A 16996-nucleotide genomic window follows, 5' to 3' on the forward strand; every position below is an offset into this window, starting at 1 on the left:
CAATAGGCCTATGGTAATGAATAGCCGGAAGCGGAAATAGCGATACGCCTGCACTATTTAGTTACACAACCGGTAACAATCCCGACCGTGGTCAAGGCTTTTTGCCGGCCGCACAACGCAAAAATCGCAACCTGCAGCAACGTCCGTCGCGGACGCTGTGGCAAGTTGCGATTTGTCTGCGGCAACCCTCTAAGGGTAACCCGCGCGAATCAGGCTTGACGCTGGTGCTTGTCGATCTGCTCGTGACGCTCTTGAGCTTCGATGCAGTACTTGGTGGTCGGGCTGATCAGCAGGCGCTTGAGGCCAATAGGCTCGCCGCTGTCGTCGCACCAGCCAAAAGTATCGTCACCAATGCGCTCCAGGGCACGTTCCAGCTGGGGCAGCATGCGCTGGTCACGGTCAATGGCGTTCACCAGCCAGGTGCGTTCTTCTTCGACCGAAGCCGCGTCAGCCGGATCTGCCGGGGTGTCCAGGCTTTCAATGGCGATGCGGTTCTGCTCGATACGCTCGTGGGTTTCCACCTTCATGTTTTGCAGCAGCTCAGTGAAATAAGCCTGTTGCTCGGCATTCATGTAGTCATCCGCCGGCATGGCCAGCAACTTATCCTTTGTCATTGATTTCTCTATAAAAAATACGTGCATTAAGGCGAATCAGGATGCGTTCCGGTCAACCTGCCAGGTTTCGCAAAGGCGCCATACATTCCAAGCGCCACCCAGCAGTCAATTTACGAGGGGGCGGCAGTCTAAGGCCGAGGGGCGGCCTCAGCAACTGAAAAGACAGGGAATTTGTCTGACAAAGCCCTTAAATTGCTCTGCGGCAAGCTTTGGGCGTTTATCGGAGTGCGTTTATAGCAAGAAATTCAATCCAGCGGCTGTATATAGAAGACAAACGGCGACACAGACCGCCAGAAGTATTCAAGACCCGCTGTTTAGCGCTAGATTCAGGCCCTTGCCCCGCCTCTCTCCAAGGAGCTGTACATGAAGCTGATCGGAATGCTCGATTCTCCTTATGTAAGACGTGTCGCCATCAGCCTCAAGACCCTGGACATCCCGTTCGAGCACGCCTCGATTTCGGTGTTCCGCGGTTTCGAGGCGTTCCAGGCGATCAACCCGGTGGTCAAGGCACCCACGCTGGTGCTGGACGACGGCGAAGTGCTGATGGATTCGACCCTGATCATCGACTACCTGCAAGCCCTGAGCAGCCCGGGCAAAAGCCTGATGCCGGCCTCCCTGGACCAGCGCCTGCGCGCCCTGCGGCTGATCGGCCTGGCATTGGCCGCGTGCGAGAAGTCGGTGCAGATCTACTATGAACGCAACCTGCGCCCCAGCGAGAAGCAACATGCGCCCTGGCTGGATCGGGTCAGCGGGCAGTTGCACGCGGCGTACTTGGCACTGGAACAGGAGCTGGCCAGGCAACCGCTGCCCATGGATGGCACCTTGCAACAGGACGGCATCACCCTCGCCGTGGCCTGGAGCTTCACCTTGCTGGTCGTGCCCGACCAGGTCGATGTCGCGCAGTTTCCACTGATCAGCGCATTTACCGCGTATGCCGAACAGCAGCCGGCGTTTGTCGAGACGCCGATGAGCTGAGGCCCCGCCTGATGCTTGCCGCTCCAGGCCTGCCCGCGATGGCCTTCCAGATATCGCCATCGCGGCCTAGGTATCTACACAACTGTGGTGCGACGTTGCTTCGGTGGGCCGACCAGGGTTTTAGAGGCCATCACGGGCAAGCCTTGTACCTAAAGCCCACCTGATTATTTGACGAACGGTCATCCGAGTGTTCAGATACCGCCCAGTTTCAGGTGCCTCATGCCGCCGTGCATGAGGTGAAACGGGAAACCGGTGCGCCCTTTTCAGGGTTAGTCCGGTGCTGCCCCCGCAACGGTAAGCGAGTGAAGCGTTCGACAGACCACTGGGCCCACGGGCCTGGGAAGGTGAACGCTTCGAGCCTCGCAAGCCCGGAGACCGGCCTGGAATTTCTGTTTGGCAAACCTGCGGTGGGCGGGCATGGGCCGGTATTGGCGCGTGTCCGATACTTTCTCCTGCGTGCTTCTGCGAAGATTTTTTTCGAGAAGACCAAAAATGACTCAGATTCCAACTCCTTCCAGCCAGGACCCGCGTCCTGCGCGACTGTATGCCTGTGGCGCCCTGCTCTGCCTGATCAGCCCCCCCGCACTGGCCGATACCCCGGCCATGACCCTCGACCAGCAACTCGTCAGCGCACCGTCGGTGGAATCCACCACCGTGGCCGAAATGGCGCGTTTTGGCAGCAAGGTCGAGATCATCGACCGCGCCCAGATCGAGCGCGCCGGCCCCGATGCCGACATCACCCGCGTGCTGCAGATGTCGGTACCCGGCCTCTACGTCGCGCCGAAAAACGGCCCCTTCGACTACGCCAACTATTCGCTGCTGGGTGGGCGCAACGACGACACCCTGATCCTGCTCGATGGCGTGCGCCTGAACAATCGCCTGTACGGTGGGCTCTACCTCGACACCCTGCCGGCCAATGCCATTGAACGCATCGAAGTGCTCAAGGGCGGGCAAAGTCTGCTGTTCGGCACCCAGGCCGTGGCCGGGGTGATCAACATCGTGACCCGCAGCGCCCAGACCCGCGAGACCTCCGGTGAAGTCAACATGGGGCTGGACAGCTTCATGGGCCGCAGCGGCGACGCGCGCGCCGAGCAGATTGTCAGCAACGGCTTTGGCGACCTGGGCTTGCTGGCGTACGTCAGCCACAACGTCTCCGACGGCTACCAGCCATTTCGCAGCAGTGACATGCGCAGCACCGCCACCGACCGCAAGCGCGGCTACGAAGTCAGCACCTTCGGCGCCAAGGCCACCCAGGCCTTCGGCGACGATTCGCGCCTGGAACTGTTCTACCAGTACAGCGACGCCAATCTGGACTTCGCCCGCCCCACGGACAACCGCAACACCCGCAACGACCGGGTGCAACAGATCGCCACGGCCACCTTCGAACAGCAGGTCAATCAAGACCTGAGCTACTTCCTCAAAGGCCACGTCAACGACTGGGACACCCGCTACACCCGGGTCTATAACCTGGAAGGTGGCGGCACCCGGGTACTCAACCACAACGACTACTGGGGTTTCACCGACTGGGGCCTGCAGGCCGAGGGCAAGGCCGAATTGCCCGGTGGCCACGTGCTGGTGTTCGGCAGCGACAACCAGTGGTTCAAGGGCCAGGACGATGTCATGGTCATCGACAACCAGCAGGCCGAAGCCCACGCTCTCTATACCCAACTGCGCCCGGTGATCGCCGCGCTGCCGGACTGGCACCCGAGCATCGGCGTACGCCAGGAGCACCTGAGCGGCGGCGAAAACGCCACGGTCGGCATGCTGACCTCGCTCTACGACCTGACGGAGCACTGGGCGTTGCGAGGCCAGTTCGGCAGCGCCTACAAACTGCCCAACGCCGAGCAGTTGTACGTCAACGAACCTGGCGAGGAGATGGGCAACCCCAACCTCAAGGCCGAGAAAAGCCGCAATGCCGAACTGGGCCTGGATTATCGAGGCACCCTGCTGGATCGCGAATTCAGCGCCAGCATCACCGGCTTTCGCCGGGAAATCGACGACCTGATCACCCTCGACGGCGACCAGTGGGTCAACGGTGATGGTGAGATCCTGGTGCGCGGTATCGAAGTCGACGGCCAGTGGCAACTCAATGAGCGCTGGAGCCTGCAAGGCGACATGACCCGCAACCTGGTGGAAGGCCGCAACGGCGTGACCATCAGCAACATCCCGAGCTTCTTCGCCCGCTCGCGCCTGGGCTACGAGTCAGAGAACCGCCGGTGGGGCGCCGGTGGGGCGCTGCGCTACATCCGCTCGGTGGTCAGCGCCAAGGACGTGGACTACGGCCACTACTCGGTGGTCGATGCCGACGCCTATCGCTACCTGGACAACGCCCGTCGCCACCGCCTGAGCCTGCTGGTGGAAAACCTGTTCGACCGTGACTACGCCACCAGCATGACCACCGGCAGCCCGTCCGTGGAGAACCTCGGCCGGCCGTTCACCACAGAGGTGCGTTACACCTACCGTTTCTGAGGGAGTGTCTGCCATGGAATATGACATCAACGGCGTGCCGAGCGACCCGGCCTGGTCGAGCATCCCGCCGCATGCCCGCCAGGTGTTCCTGTGTACCGGTCCGCGCTGTGTGGCTAGGGGGTCCCTGGCGTTGTGGAAAACCCTGCGCCGGGAATTGCTCAAGCACGACCGGATCGAAACGCCCGAAGGCGTCCTGCTGACCCGCACCGGCTGCCAGTTCCCCTGCAACCTGGGGCCAGTGCTGACCGTTTACCCGGATGCTTGCTGGTACCGGGTGCGCGATGACCAGGAGGTCAAGCAACTGGTGGACGGGCATCTGGTAGCGGGTGCGGTGGTCGCGCACTTGCTGATCGGCGCGCGTGCGGGAGGTTCGCCCGATGCTTAGGCGACTGCTGCTCAGTGCGTCGCTCTGTGCCCCGCTACCCGCATGGGCGCAGACCTACGACAACTGCGGAACAACCCAGGTGATCGAGCAGGCGCCGCAACGCATCATCGCGCTCAACCAGCACAGCGCCGACACCTTGCTGGCCCTGGGCGCCGGTCCGACGCTGATTGGCGTGGCCTATATCGACGATGACAAGGAAGCGATCGAACACGGCGCCTACCGCGGCATCCCGCTCATCTCCAAACGTTATCCATCGGCCGAGGTGCTGTACACCCAGCACGCCGACCTGGTGGTGGGCGGGTTTGCCTCGGCCTTTGCGCAACACCTGAGCTCACGGCCGATGCTGGCCCGCCAGGGCATTGCCAGTTACCTGCTGGAGTCCGCCTGCGACCAGCGCTCCCTGGATTTTTTCGCGCACATCCGCGCCGACCTGCAAACCCTCGGCGCCCTGCTGCAACGCCCCGGGCAGGCGCAGCAGTTGAGCGCCGCCCTGGACGCCGACCTGGCCCGGGCCGCGGCCCTGCACAGCGGTACCAAACCGTTGTCGGTGTTCTACCTGGACAGCGAAGCGGACGGCCTGGACAGCGTCGGCAAACACGCCTTCGTCACGGCCCTGCTCAGCGCCGCCGGGGCGCGCAATGCCTTCGCCGAGGTCGACCAGGGCCACCTGAGCGTGAGCCGCGAGACCCTGCTCGCCAGTGACCCCGACGTGCTGTTGCTGGCCGACGCCGTCTGGTCTCCGGCCAGCCGCAAACGGTATCTGCTGCGCCACGACCCGGTGCTCTCGCAACTGCGGGCCGTGAAGCAAAACCGCATGCTCGACGTGCCCTTCGCCCATCTGCTGCCAACGTTCGCCAGTGGGCGCGTGGCGCTGGAGTTGGCGCAGCGTTTAAAGGAAATGGGAGTCGAGGGCCGTCGCCCGTAGCCGCTGTCGAGCCTGCGAGGCTGCGTTCGGGCTGCTACGGGACCCCTACGGCCACGCGCTGGACCAGTCCGTCGGCGTGGCAGATGACGCGATTGCGGCCGGTGGTCTTGGCGGCGTACAGCGCCAGGTCGGCGTCGCTGAGCCATTGCGTGGCGTCGCTGTGCATCGGGTTGAACGCCGCCAGGCCGATACTCAAGCTGACTTGCAGGGCCGGGCTCTGTTCGTAGCCCAGGCCCGAAAAACGGTCGCGCAGGGCGTCCATCGCCTGGACCGCATGGGCCAGCGGCACGTCGGGGAGAATGACGCAGAACTCGTCGCCGCCGTAACGCCCCGCGACATCCGTGGCGCGCAGGTTCTGCTTGAGGATCTTGCTCAACTGGCGCAGCACAATGTCCCCGGCGACATGCCCGTAGGTGTCGTTGATCGACTTGAAATGGTCGATGTCGATCAAGGCAATCGCCCCGCCGGCCTGCTGACGCTGGCAGCGCTGGAACTCGATTTCCAGGGCGTCTTTCCACGCCCCGTGATTCAGCAGCCCGGTCAGGCTGTCGGTACGACTCAGGGCCAACAGTTCGCGTTTGCTTTTACCCAGGGCATGGGTCTGGCGAAAGCAGATCCAGCCCAGTGCCAGCGGGTAGAAGGTCAGCAACGGCAGGCAGGCATACAACTGCAAGGGACTGGTCGGCGGAATAAAGGCCGGAAAAAACAACAACAGTCCCAATCCCAGCCCCAGCGACTGGGCCATGAGGCCGGCGAGCAGGAAGCGCACGCCGCCGATGGCCACGTTGTTCATGGCCATCATCGACAGCGTGGCGACGCTGGGCAGCGGGTTGAACTGCATGGCCGCCACCCAGAAGCCGCCCATGAACGAGTCGATCAACAGGTTGCGGTATTCCGCGCGATAGGGCTGTGCCGAGCGGCGCGTCCACTGGTACGCCAGGTGCGGCCATACCAGGCCGTTGAACAGCATCAGTGCCACCAGCCACACCGGCGGCTTGAGCGGCAGCAGCGCCGCGCCCACGCACAACAGGCCCAGCACCAAGCCGAGGGAGCGCGAGGTGTACAACCTCCTGGCCATTGAAAGACCCTTTCCTGCAACAGGCTGCATAGGGGGTCAACGCTCCTCTTGGTGCGGCAGATGGGAACCCTGCGACGGCAAGTTCCGTAGACGGCAATACTTCGGAGTCTATCAGGGCAACGTCAAATAGCCATCACCGTCCAGCAGCCAGAAAAAGGTGACTCGGCCTACCCGGCGACGAAAGATTGACTATAAATGAGAGGGACTTATCGCACCGCCGAGACTCGCGTGCGGCGCAACGCTAAACGAGGAGGATCATGCACACCTATCAGGTATTGATCATCGGCAGCGGTTTTGGCGGCCAGTGTGCGGCGGTCAACCTGCAGAAGGCCGGTATCGACGATTTCCGCCTGTTGGAACGGCGTGATTTTTTTGGCGGCACCTGGTGTCAGAATACCTACCCCGGCGCCGCCGTCGATGTGCCCTCCCCGCTCTATTCCCTGTCGTTCGCCTCCTGGCCCTGGACGCAGATGTTCGCCGAACAGGCCGAGCTGCACCGCTACACCCAGCATGTGGTCGATCGCTACCAACTGCGCGACAAGGTCGAGCTGCAGGCCGATGTCGAGCGGGTCGAATGGGACGACAGCGCCCGGCAATGGCAGGTCTTCACCCGTGGCAAAGGCACCTTCCGGGCGCAGTTCCTGATCAACGCCTCCGGGCCACTGAGCCAACCGGTGATCCCGGCGTTCGAAGGCCAGCAGCGTTTTGCCGGCACCACCTTCCACAGCAATGCCTGGGATCACCGCTACGACTACCGCAACAAGCGGGTCGCCATCGTCGGTAGCGGGGCCAGTGCCGCGCAGATCATTCCCAGCATTGCGCCGCAGGTGGCCCACTTGCATGTGTTCCAGCGCACCCCACACTGGGTCCTGCCCCGCGCCGACCGCCATTTCGGCCGTTTCCAGCGCTGGCTGCTGGGCCTCAAGCCGGCCTACAAACTGCTGCGCTGGCTGATCTATTGGCAGTTCGAAACCCGGGTGATCGCCTTCAAATACTCCAAGACCGCCCTCAAGCTGGTGCAGCACCAGGCGCTCAATCATCTCAAGCGCCAGGTGCCGGACCCGGTACTGCGGCAAAAACTCACCCCGGACTACACCATCGGCTGCAAGCGGGTGATTCTGTCCAGCACCCTGTACCCGGCGCTGACCCGCGCCAACGTCACCTTGCATGGTCGAGACCAGGGCATTGCCGCGCTGGACGAACGCGGTATCCGCACCGTCGACGGCCAGCACATCGACCTCGACCTGATCGTCTGGGCCACCGGCTACGACGCCACCGACGGAGTCATCAACTATCCGGTGCTGGGCAAACACGGCACTCGCCTCAGCGACGTCTGGGCGCTCTACCCGCGCGCCTACCTGGGCACCAGCCTGCCGGACTTTCCCAACCTGTTTATCGTCACCGGCCCCAACACCGGCATCGGCCACACCTCGGCCCTGTTCATCATCGAATCGCAGATGAACTACATCCTCGACTGCATTCGCACCCTCAAGACACAGGGTCTGCGCAGCATTGAGGTACGCAAGGAAGCCGAAAGCGCCTATACCGAAATGATCCACCAGCAAATGCAGCGCACCGTGTGGAAATCCGGTGGCTGCCACAGCTGGTATCAAAGCAAGAGCGGTCACGTGATCGCCATGTTTCCGGGATTCAGTTTCAGCTACCACCAACTGACGCGCCGGTTGAAACCGGGCGACCACATCCTGTCCTGACATGTACTGGGGAGAACGCGATGGTGATTGTGCTGATCCTTGCCGTGCTGCTGGCCTACTGGACCTGGCGAACCTGGCCGCGCATCGGCCACCTGTTGTACGACGCCAGCACCGCGTTGGAGGCGCGCCTGTACCGCCTGGAAAAAGTCACCATGCCGATAGCGGAAATGGGCATGGTCACCTACCAGGGCGGGCCGGACACACCGGACAGGACCCTGCTGATGCTCCACGGCTACAGCGCCGACAAGGCCATCTGGTTGCGCTTCGCCCGGCATTTTGTCGACGACTGCCGGGTGATCATTCCCGACCAGGCCGGCCACGGTGAAACCGGGTTCAAGGCCGGAGGCGGCTACGACATCCCGACCCAGGCCGAACGAATGATCCAGTTGCTGGACGCCTGTGGCATCGGCAAGGTCCACGTGATCGGCAACTCCATGGGCGGCTACATCGCCGCTTGGCTGGCGGCCGCCCACCCGGGTCGAATCGCCTCACTGACCCTGATTGACCCTGCGGGCCTGAGTTCACCCGAGCCCAGCGACATGGAGCGGCTGCTGGCCGCCGGCACCAATCCGTTCCTGATCCACTCGCAAGACGACTTCAAGCGGCTCTATCGGATGACCATGGCTTCCCCGCCCTGGGTTCCGGGCGTGGTGCTGGCGGCGATTGCCGAACATTACGAGGACCGGCGCGACGAGCTGGCGGAGATCTTCGAGGACTTTCACGCCAGCCAGCCGATCGGCTCCCGGCTGGCGCAGATCCACGCCCCGACGCTGTTGCTGTGGGGGCGCGAAGACCGCTTGCTGCATGTCAGCAGCGCCCAAGTCTGGGCCAAGGGCATCGCCGGTGCCCGCCTGGAAATCTGGGACGGTATCGGCCATATGCCGATGGTCGAGCGCCCCGCGCAGACGGCAGCCTTGTATCGGCAGTTTCTTGAGCGCCCGCGGCGTTAGCCCGACGCCTGGCGACAGTCGAAAAACTACTGATCCGCAAAGGCAACAGCCAGAGAAGCCATAACGACCTGTGCAGCAGTCGTTTGCAGAATGAAGTTCGGAAGAAACTTCGTTTGCAAGCCCCGCCAGCGCCGAACAGAATCGGCCTACTTCACTGTCACTGCGCCGGGATTCCTATTCATGAGCAACCAGAACGTCGTCAGCCCTGACCTGATCCGCCAACGCTTCTCACGGGCGATGTCGGACATGTACCGCGAAGAAGTGCCGTTGTACGGCGCCTTGATGGCGCTGGTAGCCCAGACCAACGCCCAGGTACTGGAGCAGGATCCGGCCATCGCCCGGCAACTGAGTGCCACGGGCGAAATCGACCGCCTGGACCTGGAACGCCACGGCGCAATCCGCGTGGGCAGCGCCAGCGAACTGGCCACCCTGTGCCGGCTGTTTGCGGTGATGGGCATGGAGCCGGTGGGTTACTACGACCTCACCCCGGCCGGGGTGCCGGTGCATTCCACGGCGTTTCGCGCCGTGCATGAAAGCGCACTGCAGATCAGCCCGTTTCGTGTATTCACCTCGCTGCTGCGCCTGGAACTGATCGCCGACCCCGAGCTGCGCGCCTTTGCCGAATCGGTGCTGGCCCGGCGCTCGATCTTCACCGCCCAGGCCCTGCAACTGATCGACCTGGCCGAACAGCAAGGCGGTCTCGACGAAGCCCAGGCCCAGGCGTTTGTCGAACAGGCACTGGAGACCTTCCGCTGGCACCACCACGCCACGGTCACCGCCGCGCAGTACCAGCAACTGAGCGCCCAGCACCGGCTGGTCGCCGACGTGGTGGCGTTCAAGGGCCCGCACATCAACCACCTGACACCGCGCACCCTGGACATCGACATCGTGCAGGCGCAGATGCCTGCGCATGGCATCACCCCCAAGGCCGTCATCGAGGGGCCGCCCCGTCGCCAGTGCCCGATCCTGCTGCGCCAGACCAGCTTCAAAGCGCTGGATGAAGCCATCGCCTTCACCGACCAGCAGCAGGCCAGCGGCAGTCACAGCGCGCGCTTCGGCGAAATCGAGCAGCGCGGCGCGGCCCTGACGCCCCAAGGCCGGGCGCTTTACGACCGGCTGCTGAATGCCGCCCGCGACGAGCTTCAGGACTTCCCCAACGAGGCCAACGCCGAACGCTACAACCGCCTGATGCACCAGCACTTCGAAGCGTTCCCGGACAGCTACGCCGCCCTGCGTGAGCAAGACCTGGCCTACTTCCGGTATTTCGTCACTGAACAAGGCCGCACCGCCCCTGCCCAAGCGCTCAAGGGCCTGAGCCTGGACGCTTTGCTGCAGGCGGGTTTCCTGCGGTTCGAGCCGCTGGTGTACGAGGACTTCCTGCCGGTCAGCGCCGCCGGGATCTTCCAGTCGAACCTGGGCGATGCCGCACAGACCCACTATGCACAGCACTCCAACCAAGCCGCGTTCGAGCAGGCGTTGGGGCGTTCGACCATCGATGAACTGGGGTTGTATGCACAAACGCAGCAGCGTTCGCTTGAAGAGTGTTACGCGGCGTTAAATCTGCCAGCGCGCAACTAAGGCACGAACATTCATAAATGTTGTACATCTGAATGTTGTTTGTCGAACTGTGTAGAAAGGAGTTCGCCCAGTGTAATGGCCTGGCAATCCTTGCACTGGTAAAGAGCCATGGCACTGGGCGAACGTGGGGAATTTTAATGCAAGTTGGCAGATATGTCCGGTGACAAATTCTGAATAAATGTGCAGTCATATTTCAACGGAATTCATAAGCGAAAAAAAACGAAACCCGGTGGGGGATCATCCTCACCGGGTTTCGTTTGATTCTGCGACAAGAAATCTTAGTGCGCCGTGGTGACCTTCAGCACGTCGGTGTAGACCACCACCACGCTCTGGTCGACCTTGAGGTCCTTGAGCTTGGCCTGCAGCTCAGGTTTTTCCACGGTCACCGTCTTTTTCACGCCCGCCGGGTTCTGCAGCGTTACCTGGTTTTTCGCCAGGTCAATGGCGGTGATTTTCAGCTGCACCTTGACCTGACGGTAGGCAGTGCCGCCCGGGTTCGGATTGTTCTCGGTGGCGCGCATTTCCCCGACCCGCTCAACCGAGCCCGGCAGGCTCTTGTCGATATCGGTGTCGAGGAACGTGCCGACCGAACGGATCACGTCCAGTTGCACCTTGTCGCCGGCCTTGAGGTTGCCCAGATCCTTGGCTTTTTCGCTCAACTGGATGTGCACCGGCTTGCCTTCGGCGCCTTCGAGTACCACCTCGCGATTGGCCGCATCGACGGAGATCACCTTGGTGATCACCTGATTGGCCTCGACCACTTCCGTCAGGGGAATATCCGCAGCGTAGGCACTGAGACTACCGGTAGAAAGCAGGGTGGCAAGTGTGATGGCTTTGGTCAGCGTATGAAGCTTCATGGCGATACATTCCCTGTGCAATAAATATGGGCAGTGACTTACTACGCAAGCCTAAAGTCTTGTGTGTCGAGTGAGCATAGACATAGATCAGCACTTTTCCTAAAAACTTCCCGCACAGCACCGCGGACTGCAAATCAGCCCTCAATAACCGGTCATTTCCAGGTAGCCGGTGCCCAAGTGAGTGCCACTCAATTGCACCGGACCTTCCCAATAAGGAATGCGCAAGGCCATCCAGGCCCTGGGGTTCAGCGCCGCGACCCGAATGTCCAACCCCTCGCCCGCCACCTTGAGCGACCATTGGGTCGGCAACTGGCGCCCCGCCACTTCGCTACGGGCCAAGGGCGTCAGGCTGATGTCCTGGCGCGACAAGCTTCGGCTGCTGCCGTCCGGGTTGATCCAGGTGCCACTGAGGTAGCCTTGCCCGTCCTTCTCCCGGACCCGGAACAGCATCAGGTGCGCGCCACTGTCCAGGTGCAGGGAAAACCAGTCCCAACCGCTCTGCCCGGCCAGCAACGGCTGGCTGCTCCACTCCCGGTCAAGCCAGGCCGGGCCACTGACCTGGTAATGCACGCCATCGATCTCCAGGGTGCCGCGCGCCTGGAAAAACGGTTGGCTGTAGTAGTACGAGGCCTGGCCCTGCTCGGACTTGCGACTAAAACCCTGCTCGCCCTGCAGCACCAAGGGCCGGCGGGTCGTCAGTTGCAGTTGATAGGCAAAGCCCGCGCCACTGGCCTGCACCTGCATCTCGGCCAACGGCTCCTGGGCCTCAGCCCGGCTGCTCAGGCGCCAGTCATCGATCCACGCCGCAAAGGGCACGCCCTGGACCCCGGCCTGACCCACTCCGCCGCGAGCGTAGCGTTCGCCAGCATGATGCGCAGTGGCCGAGGTTACGGCGGCGTGGCCCAGCCAGATCACCTGACTGGCCCAGCCCGGCTGCTCGGGGCCGGGCTTGAGGGCGTTGCGAAACAGCGTCCACTGCACCCCGAACTCACGCCCCTGGGCGTCCTTGAGATTGGCCGTGAGGTACCACCATTCAATGCGATAGCCTTCATGGGCGGCGTGATCGGCGGGGAAGCTGAACGTGCGCCCGGGGGTCACCTGACTGAAGGCCGCCGCATCGCTGCCCAGGCCGGCGAACCCCTGGTCGTCAGGCGGTGGCTTATCGCACCCGGCCAATGCCAGCGCCAGCACCAGCACCAGCAACGCAGACAGCCGGTTAATCGTCATGGGCAAACCGCCTGAGCAAGTCCGCAGGCTGGCTGCGGTACAGCTTGAACAAGGGCCAGGCCGAGGCCAGCAACGTGGCCACCAGCGCCAGCCCCATCAGTTGTGCCAACTGCAGGGGAAACACCCGCAACGGCAGGCGCCAGCCGAATGCCTGGACATTGATCACCGTGTCCAGGCACCAGGCCAGCGCGATGCCCAGGGGCAACGCCAGCACCAGGGTCAACAGCGCCAGCAACCAGGTCTGCCCGAGGTTGAGCAGCATCAACTGGCGGCGGGTCACCCCCAGCGCCCACAGCGGTGCCAGTTGCCCGAGACGACTGTCGCTTTGGGTCAGCAGGCTGATGAACAAGGCCACGCCGGCCACCCCCAGCGTTAGGCTGTTGAGCGCCGCCGTGGCGGCAAAGGTGCGCTCGAAGACCTCGCTCGACCAGCCCTTGAGCCGGGCCTGATCGACAATGCGGCTGTCATCCAGGGCAAAGTCCCTGTGCAAGGCGCTGAGCAGTGCAGGAATCCGTGCCGGCTGCAGCCGCAGGTTGAAACGATTGGGGGCCAGCCCTGGCCAATGTCGCAGCAACTGCTCGGAATTCACTAACAGGTGCCCCTTGGGGTTGCCGTAGTCAGCGTAGATCCCGATCAATTGCACCGACCACGGCCCCTGGGGCGTGGCAATGCTCAGGTGATCGCCCAGGCGCACCTTGAGCCGGCGTGCCAGTTGCTCGCTGAGCATCAGCCTGTCCCCCGTCGCCAACTGGTCCCAGGGTTGGTCCCCCAGGGCTTCGAGCAAGGGCCAGTGCGTACGGTAGCTAGGGTCGTCGATCACCCCGTACAGGTCCGCCGGCCAGCCTTGCAACGACAGTGCGACCTGCCAACTGGGCAACACCGCGTCGAGGTTTTGCCGGGCCAGCCAGTGCTGCAAAGCCGTGGCCTGCGCCGGGTTCTGCGGATTGACGTAGAGCTCGGCGCTGAGGCGTTGCTCCAGCCAGTCATTGAAGGTCAGGCGAAAGCCGGCGGTCATGCTACCCGCCCCGATGTTGGCGGCCAGCGCCAGCAGCAGCGCCATCAGGGCCAGGCTCAGGGCCGGCAATTGCTGGCGGCAATCGGCGAGAAACCACTGCCCGAGTACCGAGCTACGGCGCCGCGCCAACAGATTCAGGAGGCCATCGAGCAGCACCGGCAAACCCAGGGCGGCCGCCAGCAGCAGCGCCGCCATCAACACAAAACCACTGGCCAGGCTGTCGCCCCAGGCCCATGCCAGCAGCCCCATCGCCGCGGCACCCAGGACGACCCAGGCCTGGCGTCGCAACCAGCGGGCGTGGGCCTGGTGCCAGGCCTGCGGATTGGCCACCGCCAGCAGCGGCATGCGCGCCGCACGCAGCAGGCTATTGCCCCCCGCCAGCAAGGCACCCAGCAGGCTCAAGCCCAGGCCACTGAACCACCACCAGGGGCTGAGGCTCAACTGCCCCGCCACCTCGGCGCCATACAACCCGCGCAGGCTGGCGGCGACGTCGGGCAGCAAGGCACTGGCCAGCAAGTAACCGCTGGCCACCCCCAACAGACCACCGAGCAAGGCCAGGCCCGCCAGTTCCAGGCACAGGCAGCCGATCAGCGACCGCGCACTCACGCCACAGGCGCGCAAGGTCCGGAACAGGCCTCGGCGCTGCTCCAGAGCCAGGCCGATGGCGGCGTGGACGATAAACAGGCCGACGACAAACGACAGCACGCCCAAGGCATCCAGGTTCAGGTGAAAGCTCTCGGTGAGCCGCGCCAGATTGTTTTCCTCGTCACTGCGCTTGAGCTGCAAACGCGCGCTCACGGCCTCCGGCAACGGCGGCACGCTGGCGGCAAAGTCCTTGGGCAACAGCAGGCGCGAAAGCTGCTCGGGCAATTGCAGCACCTGCTGCGCCATGCCGATGTCCACCAACAGCACGCCGGGCGCCATGTCGGCTTGCCCGTGCAGCGCGGGCAAGGTGCGGCCGGTGGTGGTCAACGGTCGGTCGCCTTCGTGCAGTCCCAGGGTTTGCATCGTTGTCGGGGCAATCCAGGTCCGTCCCGGCGGGCTGACAAAATCGACCCTTTGCTCCAGCGTCAGGGCTTGCCCGGCCAGCGCCGAGCCCATGGGCAACGACAGGGGCTCGATGCCCAGCAGTAACAAACGTTGGTCGGGCTGGTCCTTGAGTTGCACCCGGGCCTGCAACACCGGCGACACCGGCCAGCCCGCCTGGCGCAACTCGACGAACAGTTGTTGCCCGAAGGTTGCGCCATCGACAGCCACGAGGCTGGCCTGGGGTTCGCCACCGATCAACTGACTGGCCCGGGCGTAGCTGTCGCGCGCCTGGCTGTTCAGCGCCTGGACCCCGGTCAGCAGGCCGCTGGCCAGCCACAAGCCGATAAGCACGCTGAACAACTGCACCGGATGCCGGCGCCAGTGGCTGAGCAGCGCCCGCAGGGTTTGCCACCAGACGTTCATGACCGCGGGCCAGAGTCGACCAGGCGTCCGCCGTGCAACACCACCCGCTGCGCCAACCGCGCCGCGATCCGCGGACTGTGGGTGACCATCAGCAAACTGCTGGGGCTGTCGGCGAGCAGTTCGAGCATCAAGTCGAGCACCTCGTCGCTGCTGCTTTCATCGAGGCTGCCGGTGGGCTCATCCGCCAGTAACAAGGGCGGTCGCGAGGCCAGCGCCCGCCCCAGCGCCACACGCTGCTGCTGGCCACCGGACAGTTGCTCCGGGTAGCGCCTGAGCAGATCCCCCAGGCCCAGGCGCTCCACCAGCTGCGCCTGCCAGGCCGGATCCAGGCGCCCGGCCAGACGCGCCTGGAAGGCCAGGTTGTCTTCCACGCGCAAGCTGCCGATCAGGTTGAACTGCTGGAACACCAGGCCGATTTCAGTGCGCCGCCAATGAGCGCGCTGGCGTTCATTCATCCCCTCCAATGGCTGCTGGTTGATCCGGATGTGGCCGCGATCGACCTGATCCAGCCCGGCCACCAGGTGCAGCAGCGTGCTTTTGCCACTGCCCGACTCGCCCATCAGCGCCAGGCTGCTGCCCTGCTCCAGGCGCAGGTCGACCCCCAACAACACCGGCAAGGGCCCTTGGGCGGTGGCGTAGTTCTTGAACACCCCTTGAACCTCCAGCATGGGCAACGCTCGCTCGGTGACGGAGAGCTCAAGGATAGCGGACGGGGTCATCGGCCCTGCATGGATTTTGTCGTTTGACGATTGTCGGGGGAGACGGCGATCCAGACAGGCCTGGTCAAGGTTCAGGAGTGAAGGGCGGCGAGGACTGCGTCCTCGAACGCAGGCTCGGCAGCTGTTACGGGGAATTGGGGGGCATGTCGAAATCTACGGTGTGGCGCAGATCGCCATCGCGGGCAAGCCCGCTCCCACAGGGGGAGATTGGTACACCAGGAAAAGCAGGCCGGAGGCGATGCCCCCCGAATGGATACCGTAGCGAGGGGCCGTACGTCAGAGGTAAGAGCCCTTGGTTACTTGGGGTCGGACGGCGTTCCGTTTTTCCAAGTGACCCGCCGTAAGGGCGGAGCCATCAGCCGCCGTTACCGCAGCAGTGGCTATGTACACAAACCCCAAAATCACCGCAGTTGCAGCGGATCCACCAACCCCGCCGCAATAGCCATCCCCACCAGATCCGGCAACGTCTGAGCCAGCATCCGCTTCATCACCCGCGAACGATACAGGTCGACCGTCTTGGCACTGACACCCAGTTGCTCAGCGATTTCCCGAGTGGTGTAACCCTGTACCAGCGGCAGCAACACATCGCGCTCTCGTGGCGTCAACGTCTGCAGGCGCGCCTGCAAGGCCTGGTGCCCCTGATTGCCGGAGCGCCCGGCGGCGCCATTGCTCAGCGCCTGTTGCACACTGTCCAGCAGCAACTGCTCGTTGTAGGGTTTCTCGATGAAGTCATGGGCACCGGCCTTGAAGGCGCGCACCACAATCGGCACATCGGCGTGACCGCTGACAAAAATAATCGGCAGGTTCAGTTCGCGCTGGCGCATTTCCTCCTGCACGTTCAAGCCGCCCATGCCGGGCATGCGCACGTCGAGCAAGACGCAGGCGTCGAGGCTGGCATCGCAGGCATTGAGAAACTCGACGCCACTGGTAAACGGCAAGGCCTTGAGCCCCACCGACTCCAGCAGCCAGACCGTTGAGTCGAGCATGCCCTGATCATCGTCGACCACATACACCACGTGTTCTGTCGCACCCGCCATTAC

Annotated in this window: 14 protein-coding genes and 1 riboswitch; of the genes, 7 read left to right on the forward strand and 7 right to left on the reverse strand. The window is 63.5% G+C overall.

Annotated features, from left to right (window positions below; genetic code table 11):
- Nucleotides 1-209 precede the first annotated feature (209 nt).
- On the reverse strand, nucleotides 210-614 hold the full coding sequence (locus H7995_RS16250; protein ID WP_166589039.1) for a TraR/DksA family transcriptional regulator: 405 nt from the start codon (nucleotides 612-614) through the stop codon (nucleotides 210-212).
- Nucleotides 615-977: 363 nt separating this feature from the next.
- On the opposite strand from H7995_RS16250, the gene H7995_RS16255 reads away from it, so the two are divergent.
- From H7995_RS16255 to H7995_RS16270, 4 genes are all read left to right on the forward strand, one after another.
- Nucleotides 978-1589 carry a glutathione S-transferase gene (locus H7995_RS16255; RefSeq protein ID WP_185818607.1) on the forward strand — a complete coding sequence of 204 codons (612 nt, stop codon included), beginning with the start codon at nucleotides 978-980 and terminating at the stop codon, nucleotides 1587-1589.
- Between the two features lie 193 nt (nucleotides 1590-1782).
- A riboswitch (cobalamin riboswitch) is annotated at nucleotides 1783-1987 on the forward strand.
- 205 nt (nucleotides 1988-2192) lie between these two features.
- The gene (locus H7995_RS16260) at nucleotides 2193-4058 is read left to right on the forward strand and encodes a TonB-dependent receptor plug domain-containing protein (protein ID WP_232534641.1); all 1866 of its coding nucleotides are present in this window, start codon (nucleotides 2193-2195) and stop codon (nucleotides 4056-4058) included.
- Between the two features lie 13 nt (nucleotides 4059-4071).
- Nucleotides 4072-4443 (forward strand): (2Fe-2S) ferredoxin domain-containing protein, encoded by a 372-nt coding sequence (locus H7995_RS16265; RefSeq protein WP_206684629.1) that lies wholly within the window; start codon nucleotides 4072-4074, stop codon nucleotides 4441-4443.
- A complete protein-coding gene (locus H7995_RS16270; protein WP_182341010.1) occupies nucleotides 4436-5368 on the forward strand; it encodes an ABC transporter substrate-binding protein in 933 nt (310 codons plus the stop codon). The genes H7995_RS16265 and H7995_RS16270 overlap by 8 nt, the downstream gene beginning before the upstream one ends.
- A gap of 34 nt (nucleotides 5369-5402) precedes the next feature.
- On the opposite strand, the gene H7995_RS16275 is transcribed toward H7995_RS16270, so the two are convergent.
- A complete protein-coding gene (locus H7995_RS16275; protein WP_182341012.1) occupies nucleotides 5403-6476 on the reverse strand; it encodes a diguanylate cyclase in 1074 nt (357 codons plus the stop codon).
- Nucleotides 6477-6703: 227 nt separating this feature from the next.
- On the opposite strand from H7995_RS16275, the gene H7995_RS16280 reads away from it, so the two are divergent.
- The 3 genes from H7995_RS16280 to hglS all read left to right on the forward strand — a co-directional run bounded on the left by H7995_RS16280 (nucleotide 6704) and on the right by hglS (nucleotide 10686).
- Entirely contained in the window at nucleotides 6704-8158 is a 1455-nt protein-coding gene (locus H7995_RS16280; protein ID WP_185818608.1) for a flavin-containing monooxygenase, read from the forward strand.
- 20 nt (nucleotides 8159-8178) lie between these two features.
- Nucleotides 8179-9108: an alpha/beta fold hydrolase gene (locus H7995_RS16285; protein ID WP_185818609.1), complete on the forward strand. Its 930-nt coding sequence runs from the start codon at nucleotides 8179-8181 to the stop codon at nucleotides 9106-9108.
- A gap of 180 nt (nucleotides 9109-9288) precedes the next feature.
- Nucleotides 9289-10686 carry a 2-oxoadipate dioxygenase/decarboxylase HglS gene (hglS, locus tag H7995_RS16290; protein WP_182341018.1) on the forward strand — a complete coding sequence of 466 codons (1398 nt, stop codon included), beginning with the start codon at nucleotides 9289-9291 and terminating at the stop codon, nucleotides 10684-10686.
- A 278-nt stretch (nucleotides 10687-10964) separates the two neighbouring features.
- Here hglS and H7995_RS16295 read toward each other — a convergent pair whose 3' ends face one another.
- The 5 genes from H7995_RS16295 to H7995_RS16315 form a co-directional block, all read right to left on the reverse strand.
- Entirely contained in the window at nucleotides 10965-11543 is a 579-nt protein-coding gene (locus H7995_RS16295) for a hypothetical protein (protein WP_166589048.1), read from the reverse strand.
- 141 nt (nucleotides 11544-11684) lie between these two features.
- On the reverse strand, nucleotides 11685-12770 hold the full coding sequence (locus H7995_RS16300) for a lipocalin-like domain-containing protein (RefSeq protein WP_185818610.1): 1086 nt from the start codon (nucleotides 12768-12770) through the stop codon (nucleotides 11685-11687).
- Nucleotides 12760-15237 carry an ABC transporter permease gene (locus tag H7995_RS16305; RefSeq protein ID WP_185818611.1) on the reverse strand — a complete coding sequence of 826 codons (2478 nt, stop codon included), beginning with the start codon at nucleotides 15235-15237 and terminating at the stop codon, nucleotides 12760-12762. The genes H7995_RS16300 and H7995_RS16305 overlap by 11 nt, the downstream gene beginning before the upstream one ends.
- A complete protein-coding gene (locus H7995_RS16310) occupies nucleotides 15234-15905 on the reverse strand; it encodes an ABC transporter ATP-binding protein (protein WP_185818627.1) in 672 nt (223 codons plus the stop codon). The genes H7995_RS16305 and H7995_RS16310 overlap by 4 nt, the downstream gene beginning before the upstream one ends.
- 452 nt (nucleotides 15906-16357) lie before the next feature.
- A complete protein-coding gene (locus H7995_RS16315) occupies nucleotides 16358-16993 on the reverse strand; it encodes a response regulator transcription factor (protein ID WP_166589051.1) in 636 nt (211 codons plus the stop codon).
- Nucleotides 16994-16996 lie beyond the last annotated feature (3 nt).

The sequence above is a fragment of the Pseudomonas kielensis genome, from assembly GCF_014236655.1.
In the GTDB taxonomy this organism is placed as follows: Bacteria; Pseudomonadota; Gammaproteobacteria; order Pseudomonadales; family Pseudomonadaceae; genus Aquipseudomonas; species Aquipseudomonas kielensis.